Genomic DNA, 16,776 nt, shown 5'->3' with positions numbered 1-16,776 from the left:
ACCCAGCGATTGTAGTTGTAATGAATCCGACCGTCGTAGTCCCTGTTTACAGTCTTCCTTGCATCGATTTAGCGGCGCATAGAGGTAGATGCGGAGCGCTTCTGCCCCCTCTCCCGTTCACGGGAGAGGGTTGGGGAGAGGGGCGTTTCCGCGATCCTCAACAGGTTCTTAGCTCCAGCGCTTGAAAATCAGCGAAGTATTCACCCCGCCGAAGGCGAAGTTGTTGTTCATCACGTACTGGTTGCTCATCTGCCGGAACTCGCCGCGCAGGTAGTCCAGCTCGGCGCATTCCGGGTCGAGGTGGTCCAGGTTGAGGGTGTAGACGTAGCTGTCGCTGTTCATCATCTCGATGCTGAACCAGGACTCCAACGCGCCGCAGGCCCCCAGGGTGTGACCGAAGAAACTCTTCTGCGAGCTGATCGGCATGCGCGGGCCGAACAGGCTGCTGGTGGCCAGGCTCTCGGCCACGTCGCCCTGGGCGGTGGCGGTGCCGTGGCCGTTGACGTAGCCAATGGCCTCCGGTGCCAGGCCGGCATCGTCGAGGGCCAGCTGCATGGCGCCACGCATGGTTGCCTGTTCCGGCTTGGTCGCGTGAATACCATCGGAGTTGCAGCCGAAGCCGACGATCTCGGCATGGATGGTGGCGCCGCGCGCCAGCGCGTGTTCCAGCTCCTCCAGCACCAGGATGCCGGCGCCCTCGCCGATTACCAGGCCGTCGCGGCCGCTGTCGTAGGGGCGTGGCGACAGGTGCGGGGTGTCGTTCTTCAGGCTGGTGGCGTACAGCGCGTCGAACACCATGGCCTCGGTCGGGCACAGCTCCTCGGCGCCACCGGCCAGCATCATCTTCAGGCGGCCGAACTTGATCGCCTCGTAGGCGTAGCCGATGCCCTGGCTGCCGCTGGTGCAGGCGCTGGAGGTGGGGATCAGACGGCCCTTGAGGCCGAAGAAGATGCTGATATTGGCCGCCGTGGTGTGCGGCATCATGCGGATATAGGAGTTGGCGTTGAGGCCATCCGCGACGGAATTCAGCAGCATATTGCCGAACGCCTTGACCTCTTCGGTGCTGCCGGTGGACGAGCCGCAGGCCACGCCCATGCGCCCGTCCCGGATGCATTCGTCGCCGAGCAGGCCGGCGTGCTCCAGGGCGCATTCGGCGGCATACACCGCCAGCTTGGACACCCGGCCCATGCTGCGGGTCTGCTTGCGTGTCCAGTGCTTGGGCTGGACGAAATCGTCCACCGGGCCGCCGAGGCGGGTGTTCAGCTCGCCGAAGCGGTCCCACTCATGCATGTAGCGGATGCCGCTCTTGCCGGCCTTGAAGTTAGCCTCAATCGTCGGCCAGTCGCTGCCCAGCGAGGTCACCCCGGCCATGCCGGTGACTACAACCCGTTTACATCCGTTCATCAGCACAATCCACCATTCACGGCGAGAACCTGGCGGGTAATGTACGCCGCCTCTTCAGACATCAGGAAATTCACCGCGCCGGCGACTTCTTCCGGGGTGCCCATGCGCGCCGCCGGCACCATCTTGAGGATCTCCTCCACCGGCACCTGCTCGTCGAGGATCTCGGTGTCGATCAGCCCCGGCGCCACGCAGTTGACCGTGATCTTGCGCTTGCCCAGCTCGATCGCCAGGGCCTTGGCCGCGCCGATCACGCCGGCTTTGGAGGCGCTGTAGTTGACCTGGCCACGGTTGCCGATCAGCCCCGAAACCGAGGTGATGCAGACGATGCGCCCGGCCTTGCGGCGGCGGATCATCGGCATGCACAGCGGGTGCAGAACGTTGTAGAAACCGTCCAGGTTGGTGCGCAGAACTTGGTCCCAGTCGTCCTCGGTGAGTGCCGGGAAGGCGCCGTCGCGGGTCAGCCCGGCGTTGCACACCACGCCGTAGTAGGCGCCGTGCTGCTCGATGTCCGCTTCCAGGGCCTCGCGGCAGGCCGCACGGTCTGAGACGTCGAACTGCAGGATGCGCGCTTGCCGGCCCAGTTCGGCGATCTGCGCCTGCACCGCCTCGGCCTCATCGCGGCGCGAGCGGCAGTGCAGCACCAGATCGTAGCCGGAACGCGCCAGGCGCAGGGCGATGGCCCGGCCGATGCCGCGGCTGGAGCCGGTGACCAGAATGGTTTCGCTCATGACTGGGGTTCCTGAAATTGTTCCTGAAGATAACTGGCCACCTGCGGTGGGCGGAATACGTTGAGGCGGGCGAACACCTCGATGCCGGGGCCGCTCAGGCGGCATTCGAACACACCCATGCCGTTGTCGTCCTGCAGGGTGCGGGTGGCCTGGATATGCAGCTCGGCACCGAGCGGGAAGCACTCGACGTTGCACTCGTACTTGCGCGTGCCGAGGAGAAAGCCCAGCTCCACCGGCAGGCCAGCCTGGCGCGCCTGGCAGCCGGCGTAGGCGGCCACGCTCTGCGCCATCAGCTCGATGCCGACCCAGGCCGGCAGGCTGCCATCGGCCTGGTTGAACAGGCCACCGGGATGCACGGTCAGGCGGGTCTCGACGTCGTCGTCGCCGAAGCGCAGCACTTCGTCGATGAGGATCATGTTGCCGGCATGGGGGAGCAGCTCGGCGATCGGCCAGCGGCTCATGGCGTCTCTCCGGGTGCATCGCCGAGGATCAGGCTGACATTGCTGCCACCAAAGGCGAAGGAGTTGCTCATCAGCCGGCGGCCGCCGGTTTTGTCCAGGCGCGTGCCGCGCGCGACCAGCTGCAGGGCCGGCAGCTCCGGTTCGCCCTGGCCGTCCCACAGGTGCGGCGGCAACAGCGCGTCGGGGTTGTACTCGCTCAGGCTCAGCCAGCAGAACGCTGCTTCCAGCGCCCCGGCGGCGCCGAGGGTGTGCCCGGTCAGCGGTTTGCTCGAGGAGCAGGGCACTCCGGCGGGGAAGATCGCCGCGGTGGTCAGGCTTTCCATGGCGTCGTTGTGCGTGGTGGCCGTGCCATGCAGGTTGAGGTAGTCGATGTCGCTGGCCGCCAGGCCGGCACTGCGCAGCGCCTGGCGCATTGCCGCCTGGGCGCCGAGGCCTTGCGGGTGCGGCGCGGAAATATGGTGGGCGTCGGAGCTGGCGCCGCCGCCGTAGAAGGCAATCGGGGCCGGCTCTTTAGTCATCAACTCTTTAGTCATGAGGAAGAGCGCCGCACCCTCGCCGATATTGATGCCGTGGCGGTTGCGCGAGAACGGGTTGCACGGCTCGGCGGACACGGCTTCGAGCGCCGAGAAGCCGTTGAGGGTCAGCCGACAGAGGCTATCTACCCCGCCGCAGATCACCGCATCGCACAGCCCCTGTTGCAGCAGCCGATGGGCGCTGAGCAGGGCGCGGGCGCTGGAGGTGCAGGCGGTGGAGATGCTGTAGCACGGGCCGTCCAGGCCCAGCCACGCGGCGAGGAAGCTGGCCGGGGCGACCAGCTCCTGCTGGGCGTAGTGGTAGTGCGCCGGCAGCGCGCCCTGGTTGTAGTACTGGGCGATGCTCTGGCTGGCTTCGGCGATGCCCGAGGTGCTGGTGCCGAGCACCACGCCGACGCGAGTGGCGCCGTAGCGGGCGATGGCTTCGCGCAGCGGCGCTTCGATCTGCAGGGCGGCGGCCAGCAGCAGCTGGTTGTTGCGGCTCGGCGGCAGCGCCAGGTCGGGCAGCGCCGGCAGTGCGCCGCGCACGGCGCCGACGGTCAGCTCGCGTTCGGCGACCCAGCCGGGCTCAGCGCGCATGCCGCTGGCATCGCCGGCGAACAGCGCGTGGGCCACGGCTTGCTTGCCCTGGCCGAGGGCGCAGAGCAGGCCGAGGGCGTTGAGGTAACTGGGTATCAAGGGCTTTCTTCCGGTTGCAGCGGCGCGACCCGGTAGTGCAGGTCGGGCGGGGTGTTCAGGGTGAAGTGCAGCGGCGTGCGGTAGTCGATCTGCCAGTCTGGCTTGAGTCGGCGCTGGTCAGCGCCGGCCAGTTGCCAGTCGCCTTGCGGGTAGCGCTGCGCCAGCTCGGTGCTGGGTGTCAGGGCGAACAGCAGGGCGGCGAACAACTCGCGGGCCTCGGCATTCGGCGGCAGCAGGCCGTCATTGCGCCACTGGCCGTTATCCAGCAACTGACGCGCCAGCGGCACGCCGAGCGGGTCGAACAGCGACCAGCGCAGCGCCGTGCCCTCTGCCTGCACCACCAGCAGCCAGTCCGCACTCGTCCCGGCCTGCGCGCGCTGGATATGCAGCGACAGCGGCAGGCTCAGGCTGGGCGCGGATTCCGGCAACGGCGTGCGGCTGGCGCAGGCGCCGAGCAGCAGGCCGAGCAGGAGGACGAAGGAGCAGCGCAGCAGCGGCATGGTCGGCTCAGTTCATCGCACAGATTTCGGCGAGCACGCCGAGGCGGCGCTTGGGCTCGGCGACATAGGGGTTGTTCAGGTCCCAGGCGTAGCCGGCGAGGATCGAGCAGATCATCCGGCGGATTTCCGGCTGGGCCTTCTCGTAATAGATCACGTCCTGGAAGCTGCCGTCGTACCAGCCTTCGACATAGGCGCGGAAGGTGTCGACGCCGCGTTTCAGCGGGAGGGCGAAGTCCTGCTGCCAGTCCACCGCCTCGCCGCTCAGCTGGCGGTGCAGCAGGCCGGCGGCCATGCTCGCCGAGCGCATGGCGATGGTCACCCCGGAGCTGAACACCGGGTCGAGGAATTCGGCGGCGTTGCCCAGCAGGGCGAAGCCCGGGCCGTGCAGGCTCTTGACGTTGGCCGAGTAGCCTTTCAGCTCGCGCACCGGGGTGTCCCACACGGCGTCTTGCAGCACCTTGCCGAGCGATGGCGTTTCGGCGACGAACTGGCGCAGGCAGGCCTCCATGTCTTCGGGGTAGCCTTCGTAGCGCCCGGCTTCCGCAACCACGCCCAGCGAGCAGCGGCCGTTGCTGAACGGGATGGTCCAGAACCACACGTCGCGCAGGGTCGGGTGGGTGGTGATGAGGATTTTCTCGCGGTCGAAGCCGGCGTCGGCGGCGATGCGGTCCTCGACATGGGTGAACAGCGCGCGGCGCATCGGCATGTTGGACGGGGTGTCGAGGTCGAGCAGGCGCGGCAGCACGCGGCCGTAGCCGCTGCCGTCGAGGACGAAGGCGCACTCGACCTGATACTCGCCGCCATCGGCCAGGCGCCGCACGATCAGGCGCGGGCAGGCGCCACTGAAGTCGACGGCAGTGATCTCTTCCTCGTAGCGGATCTCCACGCCCTGGCGCTCGGCGTCATCGGCCAGCACCTTGTCGAAGCTGGCGCGCAGCACCTGGTAGGTGGAGCCTTTGCCCGGGGTGAACTTGTCGCGGAAGTCGAACTCGGTGTAGCGCTCGCCCCAGGCGAAGGCCGCGCCGTGCTTGGTCTGGAAACCGGCGGCCTGCACCGCGTCGAGCATCCCGGCTTCCTCGACGAAGTCCAGGCAGTGCGACAGCAGGCTCTCGCCGATGGAGAAGCGCGGGAAACGCTGGCGCTCCAGCACCAGTACGTCGTGGCCGTTGCGTTTGAGCAGGGCGGCGGCGATGGCGCCGGAGGGGCCGGCGCCGATTACCACGACCTGGCGTTGTTCGAGTTCAGGAGTGTTCATAGTGGCTTCTTGCCTCATGGGTCGTGGTGGCAGGACGAGGGTAGGCGCCGGTGAAGGCCGGCAGCAAGGTGGAGATCAGGCCCATCAGCATCAGGGCAAAGTACAGCTGGGTGCTGATCACCTGCTGGTGCAGCAGCAGGTTGAGGAAAACGATTTCGGTCAGGCCGCGGGTGTTCAGCAGCACGCTCTCACGCCACTGCCCGGGGCTCGGTGCCAGGCGCCCGGCCGCCCAGCTCAGGCCCAGCCAGTTGCCCAGCAGCTTGCTGGCGATCGGCAGCAGCAACAGCGCGCCGAACTGCAGCCAGGAATAGCCCAGCCAGGCATTCTGCCAGTCGATCTGCAGCAGACCGTAAGCCAGGATCAGCGGCACCGCCAGCCAGGTCTGCAGGGCGGCGAACACGCTGCTCGGCAGCGGCAGGCGCAGCGGCACACGCAGTACGGCGCTGCACAGCAGGTAGGCGATGCCGAACACCAGGGCATTCAGTTTGAGCTGCTGCATGACCAGCAGCAGCACCAGGAAACACAGGCCGTTGAAGCGCGCCGAACGACACGGCAGCAGCTTGAACAGCAGCGGCAGGCTGGCGGCCAGCAGCGGCCAGAGCAGGGTGGCCGGCTGGCTGCTGCCCTGGGCCAGGCCGAAGATCAGCCAGCACAGCAGGTCCATGAGGATCGCCGCCTGCAGCAACTGGCGGATGCGTGGGGCGGGATAGCGCAGGTGCTGCAGGTAGAGGAACAGCACCGGGATGGCGGTCAGGGCGAACAGCAGGCCGACGGCGATGCTGCCCAGCAGGCTCTGCGCCGGCAGCAGCCACAGCGCACAGGCCAGGCCGCAAAAGAACGGCAGGAAGAAGCTCGGCAAGGCGATCTTCACGCTGTCGGCCTGCAGGTCGAGGTCGATCACATCGCTGAGGATATGCCCCAGCAGCAGGGTGAAGGCCACGCCGTACAGCGGCTTGAGCCAGTCGGCGGCGAGCAGCTCGCTGGCGCCGAAACCCAGGGGCGCGCTCCACTGCATCAGCAGCGGCAGGCCGAGGGTGGCCAGCAGCAACTGGCTGACAATCGGGATCAGGCGCAGGCGGCTGCCCAGCCAGGTCGCGGCGGCGAACAGGCCGAGCAGGCCTAGCCAGAACAGCGCGATGCTCATGCCGGCACCGCCTTGGTCTGGGGCTCACGGGTGCCAGCCCAGGGCGCGAGGATGAAGCAGAACAGCAGGCCGAGGCTGATCGCCAGGCCGAAGTTGGCGATGGCCGGGGTGTCACTGACCAGCAGCAGGCCGAACGACAGCCAGCTGGTCAGCGCCGAGAGCAGGGTGCCGAGCAGGCTGACCGCGGCGCCGCCGATGTTCTCGCGCATAAGGATGGCGTAGTCGACACCGATGGCGGTGATCAGCAGCAGGCCGAACAGGCTGAACAGGGTCAGCGGCTGGCCCAGCCAGCCGAGCCCGGCCAGGGCGGCGAGGGCCGCCAGCAGCGGCAGGCAGACCACGCGCAGGGCGCCGGCCAGGCCGAAGGGGATGCACAGCAGCAAGAGAATTGCGGCGCTGGCGACCAGCTTGAGCTGCGCGGCGCTGAGCTGGGTGGCACTGAACAGACCGTTCAGCTCGCCGAGGCGGTCGACCAGCTGCACGCCGGGCAGGTACGCGCCGAGGCTGTGCAGCAGGGCACTGTCGGCCTGACCCTGCAGGCTGACCAGACCGGCCACGCCCTCGACGCCCGCGCCCAGCCACAGCGGCCGCCAGGCTTCGCCCAGCGGGCCGGCCAGGGCCTGATCGAGGTTGGGCGGCGCGCCGTCAGTCAATTCGTTCAGCTCGGCCTGCAGCGCGGCGGGCGGGATGCCCATGGCCAGCAGCGGCTGCCAGTGTTGCGGCAGGCGTTGCAGGGCGTCGCGCAGCGGTTGGCGCTGGCTGTCGGCGGCGACCAGCTGGCTGAGCGCGCGGTAACCGCGCAACTGGCCGGCGGCCACGGCCCGGTCGAGGCGCTGGGCGAGGGCGGCCTGGCGTTCGAGCAGCTGCGCCTCGTCGTCGGCGCGCACCAGGAAGAACTGGCTGGTGGGTTGCTGCCCGGTCTGCTCGGCGATGCGCTTGGCTTCGGCGAGCAGTTGCGGCTGCTGGCCCAGCCACTGGCGGATATCGTTCTGCGTGTGCAGCTGCCACAGGCCGCCGGCGCAGAACAGCAGCAACAGGGCCAGCAGCGGCAGGCTGCCGACGCGGCCCAGCAGGCGCGCGCGCAGGGCCAGCAGGGCGCTGCTGAAACCGAGCAGGCTGGGTGGCGGACGCAGGCGCAGGCCATTCAGCCAGGCCGGCAGCAGGCACACCGAGCAGAGGTAGGCGCCGATCAGCCCGGCGGCGGAGAACAGGGCGATCTGGGTCAGCGCCGGGAAGGGGGTAAAGGCCAGCGCCAGGTAGCCGACCAGGTTGGTGCCCAGGCTCAGGGTCAGCCCCGGCAGGGTGGCGCGCAGGGCGCCCCAGCTGGTCCACTCAGCGCTGCCCCAGCTCTTGCTCAGGTAGTGCTGCGGGTAGTCGGCGGCCACGCCGATCAGGCTGGCGCCGAGTACCAGGGTCAGCACGTTGATCTGGCCGAATACCAATACGCAGGCGGTGCAGCCGGCCAGCAGGGCGACTCCGATCGGCAGCAGGCTGACCAGCACGCGCGGGCGGCGGAAGGCCAGCAGCAATAGCAACAGGGTGCCGAGGGTGGCGCCACCACCGATCCAGCTGACTTCGCGGGTGGCCTTGGCCTGGCCGGCGGCGGCATACAGCACGCCGCCGGCGGCCAGCAGTTGACCGCCGGCGGCCGTCACCTCGGCCCGCGCCGCCGCCACGCTGGCGGCAATCGCCGGTGGCGCCTGCATGTCGAAGGCGCTGCCCAGGGTGCGCACGCGCAACAGAGCCCAGGTCATGCCCGGCTCTTCCAGCAGCAGGGCGCCGCTGCCGAGGTCGGCCTGAATGCGGCTGTTCGGGTTCAGCGCCTGCTGGGCGCGGGTGCCGATACCGAGCCAGTCCTGCTCGGGCGGCAGCAGGTTGAAGCCTGCGAAGGTGTCGAACAACTGGGCGCTGCGCTGCTGGATAAAGACGTCCGGCTGCTCGATCAGCAACTGGCGATCAGCCGCCGGCAGCAGCGCCAGGCGGTTGCCGCGCAGTTGTTGGCGCAGCGCGGCCAGGTCGCTGTCCAGGCTCCATTGCACCCGCTCGAAGCGCTGGCTGGCCTGCCACTGCTGGCCGAGTTGCTGGACCAGGGCAATCGCCTGCTGGCGCTGCGGATGGCCGACCAGCAACAGCAGGTCGCGATTCAGCGGCTCCTGCATGCGCTGTTCGGCCTGCTGCACCAGCTCGTCGCCGGCGCCCTTGGGCAGCAGGGCGAGCATGCTCGCCGCCACCGGCGGGCCGTTGCGCCACTGCCAGACGGCCAGGGCCAGCAGCGCCAGCAGCGCGACGCTGAACAGGCGCGGCAGGCTGCGCTGGGCGGCGAAGAGCTTAGCGGGCAAAGGCGTCTAGCTCCTGGGCGCTGAGGGCATCGCCCGCCTGGCTCTGTGGCATGCGCATGAGCGTGCGGTCACCCTGGGTCTCGTGCAGTTCGATGCGCTCGACCAGGGCGCCGCCGTCGATGCGGATACTGCTGAAGATCTGCTTGAGCAGCAGCGAATGCGGGATCAGGGTCAGTTGCCAGGCGGTGCTGCTGCCGCTCAGCTGCAGTTCGAAGTCGCGGGCCAGGCCCGAGTGGTCGCCCTTGAGTACGGCGAGGAACAGCCGGCTCTGCTGGGCGGCGACGTCCTGGCCAGGCTGCAGTTGCCAGCCCTGGGCGGTGCGGCGGGCGATGCCGGCGGCGTCGATGCGGTAGTCCTGGGTCAGCGGACTGCGCAGCTGCCAGAGCAGGCCGGCGTCGCGGCTGAGGACGAACTCGCCCTTGCTGGTCAGCGGCTGGGGCAGGGCGCGCAGGTGCTTTTCCTGGATGAACGGACCGCGGACTACGGCGGGTTTGGCCAGTTGGGCGCCGAGCTGGTCGAGGTCGAAGGCGTGGGCGGTCTGTGTTTGGGCTGCAAGTAGCAGGCACAGGGCTTTTAGTGTTTGGCTGATTGCCGAAGTGGCCTTGGCCTTTGGTTGCGCCCCCCCGGGCGCGTCACTTTTTCTTGCTTGCCCAAGAAAAAGTAACCAAAAAGAAGGGCCCCCCGACATGCGGGTCTCGCTGCGCTCGACTTCCCTCGCTCCGGCACTGCTCCGGGGGCCGTCACGAAGGGACATCCCTGTCCCATCGTGACTCGCTCGGCGTCCTGCCTCGGCTTTGGCTTCCTGCGTCGCTCTACCTCCTGCATCCATGCAGTCGTCGCGTCCCCCTACGCAGTGCCTGCACTCGGCCTCCTGACGGGGAGTCGGCGCGCCTGATACTGCTTTGAGGGGCACAGAGGTCGGCTGCGTCTGTAGGAGCGAGCCCTGCTCGCGAAAGCGGCCCTCTCCCCAACCCTCTCCCATAAATGGGAGAGGGGGCAGGCCGTGCAGGTTGAGACCTCGTAGCCCGGATGAAATCCGGGAAAGGTGGTTCAGGAAAGTTTCGTTCCCGGATTTCATCCGGGCTACTTGATGCCAGCTATTTACTCTTGATGGATTGCAACGGCTGGGGCCGGGATATGGGGTCCCCTCAGGAGGCCGAGTGGAGTTGGCCTGTAGGGGGATGAGCCGCATGGATGCGGCGAAAGGCGTAAAGGGCCAGGGATGGCCCTTGTACGCCGGCCCCCGGAAGGGTAACGGAGCGAGGGAAGTCGAGCGTAGCGAGACCCGGATGTGGGGTGTGCTTTCTCTTTGGTTACTTTCTCTTTGCACAAGCAAAGAGAAACGGAGCGAAGCAGAGTAACAGCCGAAGGCTGGCCCGAAGGGCGAGCGCAGCGAGTCAAGGACTCGCCCGGCGGGGCGAAATAAAACGCTAATGCAACGCAGAAAATCAGCCGAGCGCTGTTCGGCAGGCTTAAACAGAGCGCTCAGTAAACGTAGCAAGCCAGCCGGGCCAGAAAAAATCACGAAATCGCCCTCTCCACCGCGTCGACAAACACGCGAGGCGAAGCCAGCAGCATCTCCCGCGTGGCGATCTCCACCGCCACCTGCACGCTGCTGCCGCGGGTCATGCGTTCGCCGGTGGCGGCGTCGGTGATCAGGTAGTGGATCTTCAGGCGGTTCTCCCACTCGACCAGATCGGCGCGCACGATGATCCGCTGGCCGAACTGGGCGCCGCGGATGTAGCGCAGCTGCAGGTCGATCACCGGCCAGGCGTAGCCGGCCTCGCGCATGTGCCGATAGTTGTGGCCGAGCTTGTCGAGCAGGGCGCAGCGCGCTTCCTCGAAGTATTTGACGTAGTGGCCGTGCCAGACCACTTCCAGCATGTCGACGTCGAAGAAGGGAACGGCCAGTTCGATCTGGGCCTGCAGCACGCCTTCCTTACGCATGGGCAGTGACTCCAGGCGCATTGCGCTGTTGTAGGAGCCAGCTTGCTGGCGATCCGGGCTGGCACAAGAGCATCGCCAGCAAGCTGGCTCCTACAGGAGTTGGCCGTTGCTTACGCATACAGCCTCCAATGCTGGGCACGGATGCGCTCCAGGCACAGGCGCAGTTCGCCTTCCAGGGCGCGATCCTCGATCACCGGCGGGAAGTCGGCGGCCAGCAGCTCGCGCATGGCGGCAACCGGAGCAGGGATATCGATCTTGCCATCGCGCTGACGCAGCCAGACGCCCTGATTGGCGGCCAGCAGGGTGGCGGCGGCAACCTGTTCGCTCAGCTCCAGGCTGCGCAGGGCATCGCGCGCGGCGATGGTGCCCATGCTCACCTTGTCCTGGTTGTGGCATTCGGTGGAACGCGAGAACACGCTGGCCGGCATGGTGTTCTTCAAGGCTTCGGCGGTCCAGGCGCTGGTGCCGATCTGCACGGCCTTGAAGCCGTGGTTGATCATTGCGGTGACGCTCGGCGCGCCGGACAGGTTGCTCGGCAGGCCGTGGTTGTAGCGCACGTCGACCAGCAGGGCGAGCTGGCGGTCGAGCAGGTCGGCGACGTTGCCGACCAGGTTCTTCAGGCTGTCCATGGCGAAGGCGATATGCCCGCCGTAGAAGTGCCCGCCGTGCAGCACGCGCTCGGCCTCGGCGTCGATCAGCGGGTTGTCGTTGGCACTGTTCAGTTCGGTTTCGATGAACTGGCGCAGCAGGCCCAGGCTGTCGGCCAGCACGCCGAGCACATGCGGCGCGCAGCGCAGCGAGTAGCGGTCCTGCAGGCGGTGCAGCGGCGCGGTCGGCGCGTCGATGGCGAGGTCCTGGCGCAGCCAGGCGGCGACCTGCATCTGCCCGGGGTGCGGTTTGGCGGCAAACAGGCGCTCGTCGAAGTGTTCCGGGTTGCCTTCCAGCGCCACCACGTTGAGCGCGGTGATGCGGGTGGCCAGCTTGAGCAGGTAGTCGGCTCTGGAGAACGCCAGGCAGGCCAGGGCGGTCATCACCGCGGTGCCGTTCATCAGCGCCAGGGCTTCCTTGGGGCGCAGGGTCAGCGGCGTCCAGCCCAGTTCGTTGTGCACCTCGGCGGCGCTGCGGCGTTCGCCCTGGTACAGCACTTCACGTTCGCCACTGAGGGTGGCGGCGACGTAGGACAGCGGAGTCAGATCACCACTGGCGCCGACCGAGCCTTCTTCCGGGATCAGCGGCAGCACATCGTGATCGAGGAACGCCTGCAGGCGCTCCAGCAGCTCCACGCGCACGCCGGAAATGCCATAGCACAGCGACTGCAGGCGCGCGGCCAGCACGGCGCGGGTGCTGGCCGGATCGAGCAACTTGCCCAGGCCACAGCCGTGGAAAGTGAACAGGTGCTTGGGCAGCGCCTCGACCTGGTGCAGCGGCACGGCCACCACGCAGGAGTCACCGTAGCCGGTGGTGACGCCGTAGATCACGCCTTCCTTGTCCAGCAGGGTATCGAGGAAGCGCGCGCCCTTGGCGATCTTCTCGCGGTAGGCGGCGTCGTCCTGCAGCTGCGCGCGGGCCTGGCGCTGGGACAGGGCCACGACCTGCTCGATGGACAGGTGGGCTTCGCCGAAGATCACCGGGTCAGGCTGATGTGTCGTCATGTGCATTCCAGAACGGATAGAAGTTGAACCATTGCAACGGCGCGTCCAGGCAGCGTTGGCCCAGGCGCTCGGCATAGCGTTGTACCCACTGGCGGATCACCGCCTCGCGCTCGCTGCGCTTCCACTCGATGCGCTCGGCGAACGGCTCGATGATCACCTGGTAGCGGCCGTCGATCTTCAGGCAGTTGAGCAGGTTGACCGAGCAGTGCAGCAGCCCGGCCAGCAGCCAGGGCCCTTGCGGGAAGGCGGCGGGCTGACCGAGGAAGTCCACGTTGGTGTTGCGCCCGCCGTGCAGCGGCACACGGTCGCCGGCGATGGCCAGCCACTCGCCGCGCTCCAGGCGTTCGGACAATTGCAGCATGATCGCCGGGTCCAGTTCGCTGACCTGGATCAGCCGCAGGTGCGTGGCGCCGGCTTCACCGAGCAGGCGGTTGAACTGTTCGGCGTGCTTGGTGTGCACCAGCACGTTCATCGTCACATGCTCGCCGAGCTCGGCCAGGGCGCGACAGACCTCGAGGTTGCCCAGGTGCGCGCCGACCAGCATCTGCCCGCGCTCCTGGCGGTGCAGCTGGCCGCGCAGGTCATGCGGGTCGACCAGGGTGATCTGCTGCAGGCCGAGCTTGCCGTTCCACACATCAAGCTTGTCGAGCAGGGTGTCGGCGAAGCACATGAACTGGCGGAACACCCGGCGCCAGCTTGGGCGCAACTCGTCGCGGCCGCTCCAGGTGGCGAGGTGGCTCTGGTACTGCCAGATGCTGCGCCGCGCCTGGGCGCCGAAGACGAAAAAGTACAGCACGATGGCATAGATCAGCGGGCTGATCAGGCGCCGGCCGAGCAGGCGCGCCAGCACCGCGGTGAGCTTCATCAGCGCGTAGCTGCCGCGCTCGCGCTGGCCGGCCCAGTGGGCTGCCGGTTGCTGGCTCATGCCTGCCACCGCCGCCAGAGGATCGCCGGGGCGCGCAGCAACATGCCGAAGAACAGCTTGGCGTGCATCTTCGAGATCAGCGCGTTGTCCAGCCACAGGCGAAAGTGCGAGAGGCCGTCCAGCGGGTAGTGCACCTGGGTCGGCAGCCAGCGCATCGGCTGATTACGCCAGGCCAGGCGCACCAGAATCTCGGTGTCGAAGTCCATGCGCTTGCCGATGTTCACCGAGTCGATCAATGCCAGGGTGGCGGGCAGCGGGTAGACGCGAAAGCCGCACATGGAGTCGCGGATCGCCAGCGACAGGCTGTTGATCCACACCCACACGTGAGTCAGGTAGCGCGCGTACAGGCGGGTTTTCGGCACGCTGTCGTCGTACAGCGGATAGCCGCAGATCAGCGCCTGCGGGTGGACTCGGGATTCGGCGAGAAAACCGGCGACATCGCTCAGGTCGTGCTGGCCATCGGCGTCGACCTGCAGCGCGTGGCTGAAGCCCAGGCGCTGCGCTTCACGCAGGCCGGCCATCACCGCGCCGCCCTTGCCCTGGTTGACCGGCAGGCGCAACAGGAAGGTATCGGCCTGTTCGGCCAGCTGATCGATTACGGCGGCGCACGCGGGGCTGGAGGCGTCGTCGACCAGCACGCAGGGCAGGCCGGCGTCGCGCAGGGCGGCGACCACGATTGGCAGGGCGTGTTCGTGGTTGTACACCGGAATCACGGCACAAGCTTTATGCACCGGCGGCCTCCAGCAGGATGCGCCCGGAGGAGCAGGCCGCCTCGCCGTTGCGATAGGCGAAGTACAGTTTGCCGCGCTCGGCGTCGAAGCGCAGGCTCAGTTGCAGGCGGTCGCCGGGGCGTACCAGCTGCTGGAACTTCAGCACTTCCATGCCGCAGAAGCGTGGTGGCAGGTCGGCAATCAGCTCGCGGGCCAGCTGCTGGGCCCAGTCGACCTGGACCACGCCGGGCAGCACCGGGGTCTGCGGGAAGTGGCCGGTGAAGTGCGCCAGGTCCGGCGGTATGTCCAGCTCCAACTGCCATTCGCCGTCCTGCTCGATAGCCGAGCGCGGCGCCACGCGGGTCGGCCGCTCGCTGGCCAGCAGCTGTTCGACCTCGGCCTGGGCCAGCTTGCCCTGGCTGCTGTAGGGCAGCTCGGCGAGCAGGCGCCAGCGGCGTGGCAGGGCCAGCGCTTCGCAGTGCCCGGCCAGGTGCTGGCGCAAGGTTTCGATGAGGGTCTTGCGCCCCTGGTTGCGCAGGGCGTGCAGGCCGCTGGGGCTGAGGGCGAGCAGGGCGCCGAGGTAGGCACGGCCCTGCTGGATCACCCCCAGGCGCGCGTCGGCGACCCACTCGTGGCTGAGCAGGGCCTGTTCCAGCATGGGCAGGGAGATGCGTTTTTCTTCCAGTTTGACGATGCGGTCCAGGCGCCCGCGCAGGACGAAGCGACCATCGCTGCCGATCTCCACCGCGTCGGCGGTCTGTTCGCGCTGCCCGGCCGGCAGGTAGGGCGAGCTCAGGTTGAGCGCGCCGTCGGCATTCTGTCCCAGCTCGATGCCGACAAACGGCGTCCACAGCTCGCCACCCTGGCGCCAGGCGATCCCGCCGGTTTCCGAACTGCCATAGATTTCCGTCGGCCACTGGCCGAGCAGACCGTGCAGTTCGGTGGCGGTCTCGGCCGGCAGGGCGCCGCCGGAGGAGAACACTCGACGCACCTGGCGCAGGGCCGGCCAGTTGAGGTTATCGCCCATGCGTTTGAGCAAAGCCGGGCTGGCGATCCAGGCGAACGCTGGGTACTGCAGGCTTTCCCGTTGCAGATCCTCGGGAAACGGCTGGGCGCGGCGCAGGAATGGCCGGCCGGCGCACAGGGGCCAGAGCACGCGGAACAGCAGGCCGTAGATGTGCTGGGCGGCGACGCTGCCAAGAATGGTGGCACCGGCAAGCTCGGCGCCCCACAGCTGCTCCAGGGCGTCCACTTCATTGGCCAGTTGGCGCAGGGACTTGTCGATCAGCTTGGGCTCGCCGCTGGAGCCGGAGGTGCATAGGGTCAGGCGGCACTGGTCGAGATCGAGGGCGGCGGCGGGCAGTGGTTCGCCGTCCAGCGCAGCGTCGTCCAGATTGTCCAGCCACAGCTCGACCTGGGCGCCCAGGCGCTCGCGGGTCTGCGCCTGTGCATCGGCCGGCAGCAGCACCTGCACGCCGGCGCGCCAGGCGCCGAGCAGGGCGATGGCCAGCTCGCCGGCATCTTCGATATGCACGGCCAGGCGGCGCACGCCACGCGCCTGCAGGGCGCCGGCCAGTGCCAGGGCGCGCTGGCGCAGGGCGGCATGCTGCATATCCGGCGTCACCGCACGGCCCGGCTGAGCCTCCAGCAGCAGGTCGCTAAGGGGCAACCAGGTCATGCAACTCTCCTCGATCCGGCTCGAACGCGCTGGCGCACCAGCCACTCACCGGCAAACAGCAGGCCCATCAGGCCGTAGGCGATCAGCCCGGTATACAGGGTCCACCAGCTCAGCGGTGCCCACAGGTTGAGGGCGATCACCACCAGGCCGTTGGCCAGAAAGAACAGCGCCCACACCTGGGTCACGCGGCGCGTGTAGCGCACCGCCACGTCCGGCAGGTCGGGCTCGCTGAGGCGTGCCAGGCGCTCGATCAGCGGCGGGCCGAACTTCAGGCTGAGGCCGAACAGCGCCAGCAGCAGGCCGTTGAGCAGCACCGGGTACCAGCGCAGCAGCTCCGGCTCGCCGGCCAGGCCGAGCAGCAAGCAGAAGCCCAGGGCCACGCCGGCCATCCAGCGGTTGCCCGGCTTGCCGCGTTGCACCAAGGCGCGCGCCAGCCACAGGCCGCCGAGCAGCAGGGCAAACACGCGCGGCGACAGGTGCTCCATGCCGAAATAAACAGCAAACGGATAGAGCAGCCCCGCCACCACCAGCAGCAGGCCCAGCAACTTACTCATGTTCAGTCTGGCGCCGGGCGGCGTTAACCACCTGGTACACGGCCTCGACCACGTCGCCGACGGTGCGCACGGCCTTGAACTCCTCGGCGGCGATCTTCTTGCCGGTCTGGCGCTTGATATGGTCGATCAGGTCGACGGCGTCGATGCTGTCGATTTCCAGGTCCTGGTACAGGTTGGCGTCCAGGGTCACGCGCTCGGCGTCCAGCTCGAACAGCTCGACCAGAGCGTCCTGCAGGGTGACGAAAATCTCTTCACGGCTTTGCATCAC

Annotated in this window: 16 protein-coding genes; all 16 read right to left on the bottom strand. The window is 68.0% G+C overall.

Translation table 11 applies throughout. The annotated features are described in order from the left end of the window. Nucleotides 1-168 precede the first annotated feature (168 nt). The 16 genes from HNE05_RS18020 to HNE05_RS17945 all read right to left on the bottom strand — a co-directional run bounded on the left by HNE05_RS18020 (nucleotide 169) and on the right by HNE05_RS17945 (nucleotide 16,773). Entirely contained in the window at nucleotides 169-1,404 is a 1,236-nt protein-coding gene (locus HNE05_RS18020; protein ID WP_173209899.1) for a beta-ketoacyl-ACP synthase, read from the bottom strand. Continuing rightward, entirely contained in the window at nucleotides 1,404-2,132 is a 729-nt protein-coding gene (gene fabG / locus HNE05_RS18015) for a 3-oxoacyl-ACP reductase FabG (protein WP_173209897.1), read from the bottom strand. Before fabG ends, HNE05_RS18020 begins: the two co-directional genes overlap by 1 nt. Then, entirely contained in the window at nucleotides 2,129-2,593 is a 465-nt protein-coding gene (locus HNE05_RS18010) for a hotdog family protein (protein WP_173209895.1), read from the bottom strand. The genes fabG and HNE05_RS18010 overlap by 4 nt, the downstream gene beginning before the upstream one ends. Then, entirely contained in the window at nucleotides 2,590-3,801 is a 1,212-nt protein-coding gene (locus HNE05_RS18005; RefSeq protein ID WP_173211729.1) for a beta-ketoacyl-[acyl-carrier-protein] synthase family protein, read from the bottom strand. Before HNE05_RS18005 ends, HNE05_RS18010 begins: the two co-directional genes overlap by 4 nt. Beyond that, nucleotides 3,801-4,304 (bottom strand): DUF3261 domain-containing protein, encoded by a 504-nt coding sequence (locus tag HNE05_RS18000; protein ID WP_173209893.1) that lies wholly within the window; start codon nucleotides 4,302-4,304, stop codon nucleotides 3,801-3,803. The genes HNE05_RS18005 and HNE05_RS18000 overlap by 1 nt, the downstream gene beginning before the upstream one ends. A gap of 7 nt (nucleotides 4,305-4,311) precedes the next feature. Beyond that, nucleotides 4,312-5,559 carry an NAD(P)/FAD-dependent oxidoreductase gene (locus tag HNE05_RS17995; RefSeq protein ID WP_173209891.1) on the bottom strand — a complete coding sequence of 416 codons (1,248 nt, stop codon included), beginning with the start codon at nucleotides 5,557-5,559 and terminating at the stop codon, nucleotides 4,312-4,314. Next, entirely contained in the window at nucleotides 5,546-6,703 is a 1,158-nt protein-coding gene (locus HNE05_RS17990) for a cation:proton antiporter (RefSeq protein WP_173209889.1), read from the bottom strand. Before HNE05_RS17990 ends, HNE05_RS17995 begins: the two co-directional genes overlap by 14 nt. Beyond that, on the bottom strand, nucleotides 6,700-9,042 hold the full coding sequence (locus HNE05_RS17985) for an MMPL family transporter (RefSeq protein WP_173209887.1): 2,343 nt from the start codon (nucleotides 9,040-9,042) through the stop codon (nucleotides 6,700-6,702). The genes HNE05_RS17990 and HNE05_RS17985 overlap by 4 nt, the downstream gene beginning before the upstream one ends. Further along, complete coding sequence (locus HNE05_RS17980; protein ID WP_219637208.1) at nucleotides 9,032-9,730, bottom strand: outer membrane lipoprotein carrier protein LolA; 699 nt, start codon at nucleotides 9,728-9,730, stop codon at nucleotides 9,032-9,034. The genes HNE05_RS17985 and HNE05_RS17980 overlap by 11 nt, the downstream gene beginning before the upstream one ends. Before the next feature lie 833 nt (nucleotides 9,731-10,563). Then, nucleotides 10,564-10,989, bottom strand: a complete 426-nt coding sequence (locus HNE05_RS17975) for an acyl-CoA thioesterase (protein WP_173209885.1) — start codon at nucleotides 10,987-10,989, stop codon at nucleotides 10,564-10,566. Nucleotides 10,990-11,099: 110 nt separating this feature from the next. Further along, entirely contained in the window at nucleotides 11,100-12,641 is a 1,542-nt protein-coding gene (locus tag HNE05_RS17970) for an HAL/PAL/TAL family ammonia-lyase (RefSeq protein WP_173209883.1), read from the bottom strand. Further along, complete coding sequence (locus tag HNE05_RS17965; protein WP_173209881.1) at nucleotides 12,622-13,566, bottom strand: LpxL/LpxP family acyltransferase; 945 nt, start codon at nucleotides 13,564-13,566, stop codon at nucleotides 12,622-12,624. Before HNE05_RS17965 ends, HNE05_RS17970 begins: the two co-directional genes overlap by 20 nt. Further along, a complete protein-coding gene (locus tag HNE05_RS17960) occupies nucleotides 13,563-14,297 on the bottom strand; it encodes a glycosyltransferase family 2 protein (RefSeq protein ID WP_173209879.1) in 735 nt (244 codons plus the stop codon). The genes HNE05_RS17965 and HNE05_RS17960 overlap by 4 nt, the downstream gene beginning before the upstream one ends. After that, the gene (locus HNE05_RS17955) at nucleotides 14,290-15,954 is read right to left on the bottom strand and encodes an acyl-CoA synthetase family protein (protein WP_173209877.1); all 1,665 of its coding nucleotides are present in this window, start codon (nucleotides 15,952-15,954) and stop codon (nucleotides 14,290-14,292) included. Before HNE05_RS17955 ends, HNE05_RS17960 begins: the two co-directional genes overlap by 8 nt. Continuing rightward, the gene (locus HNE05_RS17950) at nucleotides 15,951-16,508 is read right to left on the bottom strand and encodes a COG4648 family protein (RefSeq protein WP_173209875.1); all 558 of its coding nucleotides are present in this window, start codon (nucleotides 16,506-16,508) and stop codon (nucleotides 15,951-15,953) included. Before HNE05_RS17950 ends, HNE05_RS17955 begins: the two co-directional genes overlap by 4 nt. Beyond that, nucleotides 16,501-16,773: an acyl carrier protein gene (locus HNE05_RS17945; protein ID WP_173209873.1), complete on the bottom strand. Its 273-nt coding sequence runs from the start codon at nucleotides 16,771-16,773 to the stop codon at nucleotides 16,501-16,503. Before HNE05_RS17945 ends, HNE05_RS17950 begins: the two co-directional genes overlap by 8 nt. Between the last annotated feature and the right edge of the window lie 3 nt (nucleotides 16,774-16,776).

Origin of the sequence: Pseudomonas campi, from assembly GCF_013200955.2 — a bacterium.
Classification (GTDB): Bacteria; Pseudomonadota; Gammaproteobacteria; order Pseudomonadales; family Pseudomonadaceae; genus Aquipseudomonas; species Aquipseudomonas campi.
The sequence above is the reverse complement of the archived record's forward strand: the minus strand, read 5'-3'. Positions and strand labels throughout refer to the sequence as shown.

Bases quoted from the DNA above. Each gene is read 5' to 3' on its own strand.
- HNE05_RS17965 (WP_173209881.1), bottom strand. From the start codon at position 13,566: ATGAGCCAGCAACCGGCAGCCCACTGGGCCGGCCAGCGCGAGCGCGGC.
- HNE05_RS17945 (WP_173209873.1), bottom strand. From the start codon at position 16,773: ATGCAAAGCCGTGAAGAGATTTTCGTCACCCTGCAGGACGCTCTGGTC.
- HNE05_RS17955 (WP_173209877.1), bottom strand. From the start codon at position 15,954: ATGACCTGGTTGCCCCTTAGCGACCTGCTGCTGGAGGCTCAGCCGGGC.
- HNE05_RS17970 (WP_173209883.1), bottom strand. From the start codon at position 12,641: ATGACGACACATCAGCCTGACCCGGTGATCTTCGGCGAAGCCCACCTG.
- fabG (WP_173209897.1), bottom strand. From the start codon at position 2,132: ATGAGCGAAACCATTCTGGTCACCGGCTCCAGCCGCGGCATCGGCCGG.
- HNE05_RS17980 (WP_219637208.1), bottom strand. From the start codon at position 9,730: ATGTCGGGGGGCCCTTCTTTTTGGTTACTTTTTCTTGGGCAAGCAAGA.
- HNE05_RS17990 (WP_173209889.1), bottom strand. From the start codon at position 6,703: ATGAGCATCGCGCTGTTCTGGCTAGGCCTGCTCGGCCTGTTCGCCGCC.
- HNE05_RS17975 (WP_173209885.1), bottom strand. From the start codon at position 10,989: ATGCGTAAGGAAGGCGTGCTGCAGGCCCAGATCGAACTGGCCGTTCCC.
- HNE05_RS18020 (WP_173209899.1), bottom strand. From the start codon at position 1,404: ATGAACGGATGTAAACGGGTTGTAGTCACCGGCATGGCCGGGGTGACC.
- HNE05_RS18000 (WP_173209893.1), bottom strand. From the start codon at position 4,304: ATGCCGCTGCTGCGCTGCTCCTTCGTCCTCCTGCTCGGCCTGCTGCTC.
- HNE05_RS17995 (WP_173209891.1), bottom strand. From the start codon at position 5,559: ATGAACACTCCTGAACTCGAACAACGCCAGGTCGTGGTAATCGGCGCC.
- HNE05_RS17950 (WP_173209875.1), bottom strand. From the start codon at position 16,508: ATGAGTAAGTTGCTGGGCCTGCTGCTGGTGGTGGCGGGGCTGCTCTAT.
- HNE05_RS18010 (WP_173209895.1), bottom strand. From the start codon at position 2,593: ATGAGCCGCTGGCCGATCGCCGAGCTGCTCCCCCATGCCGGCAACATG.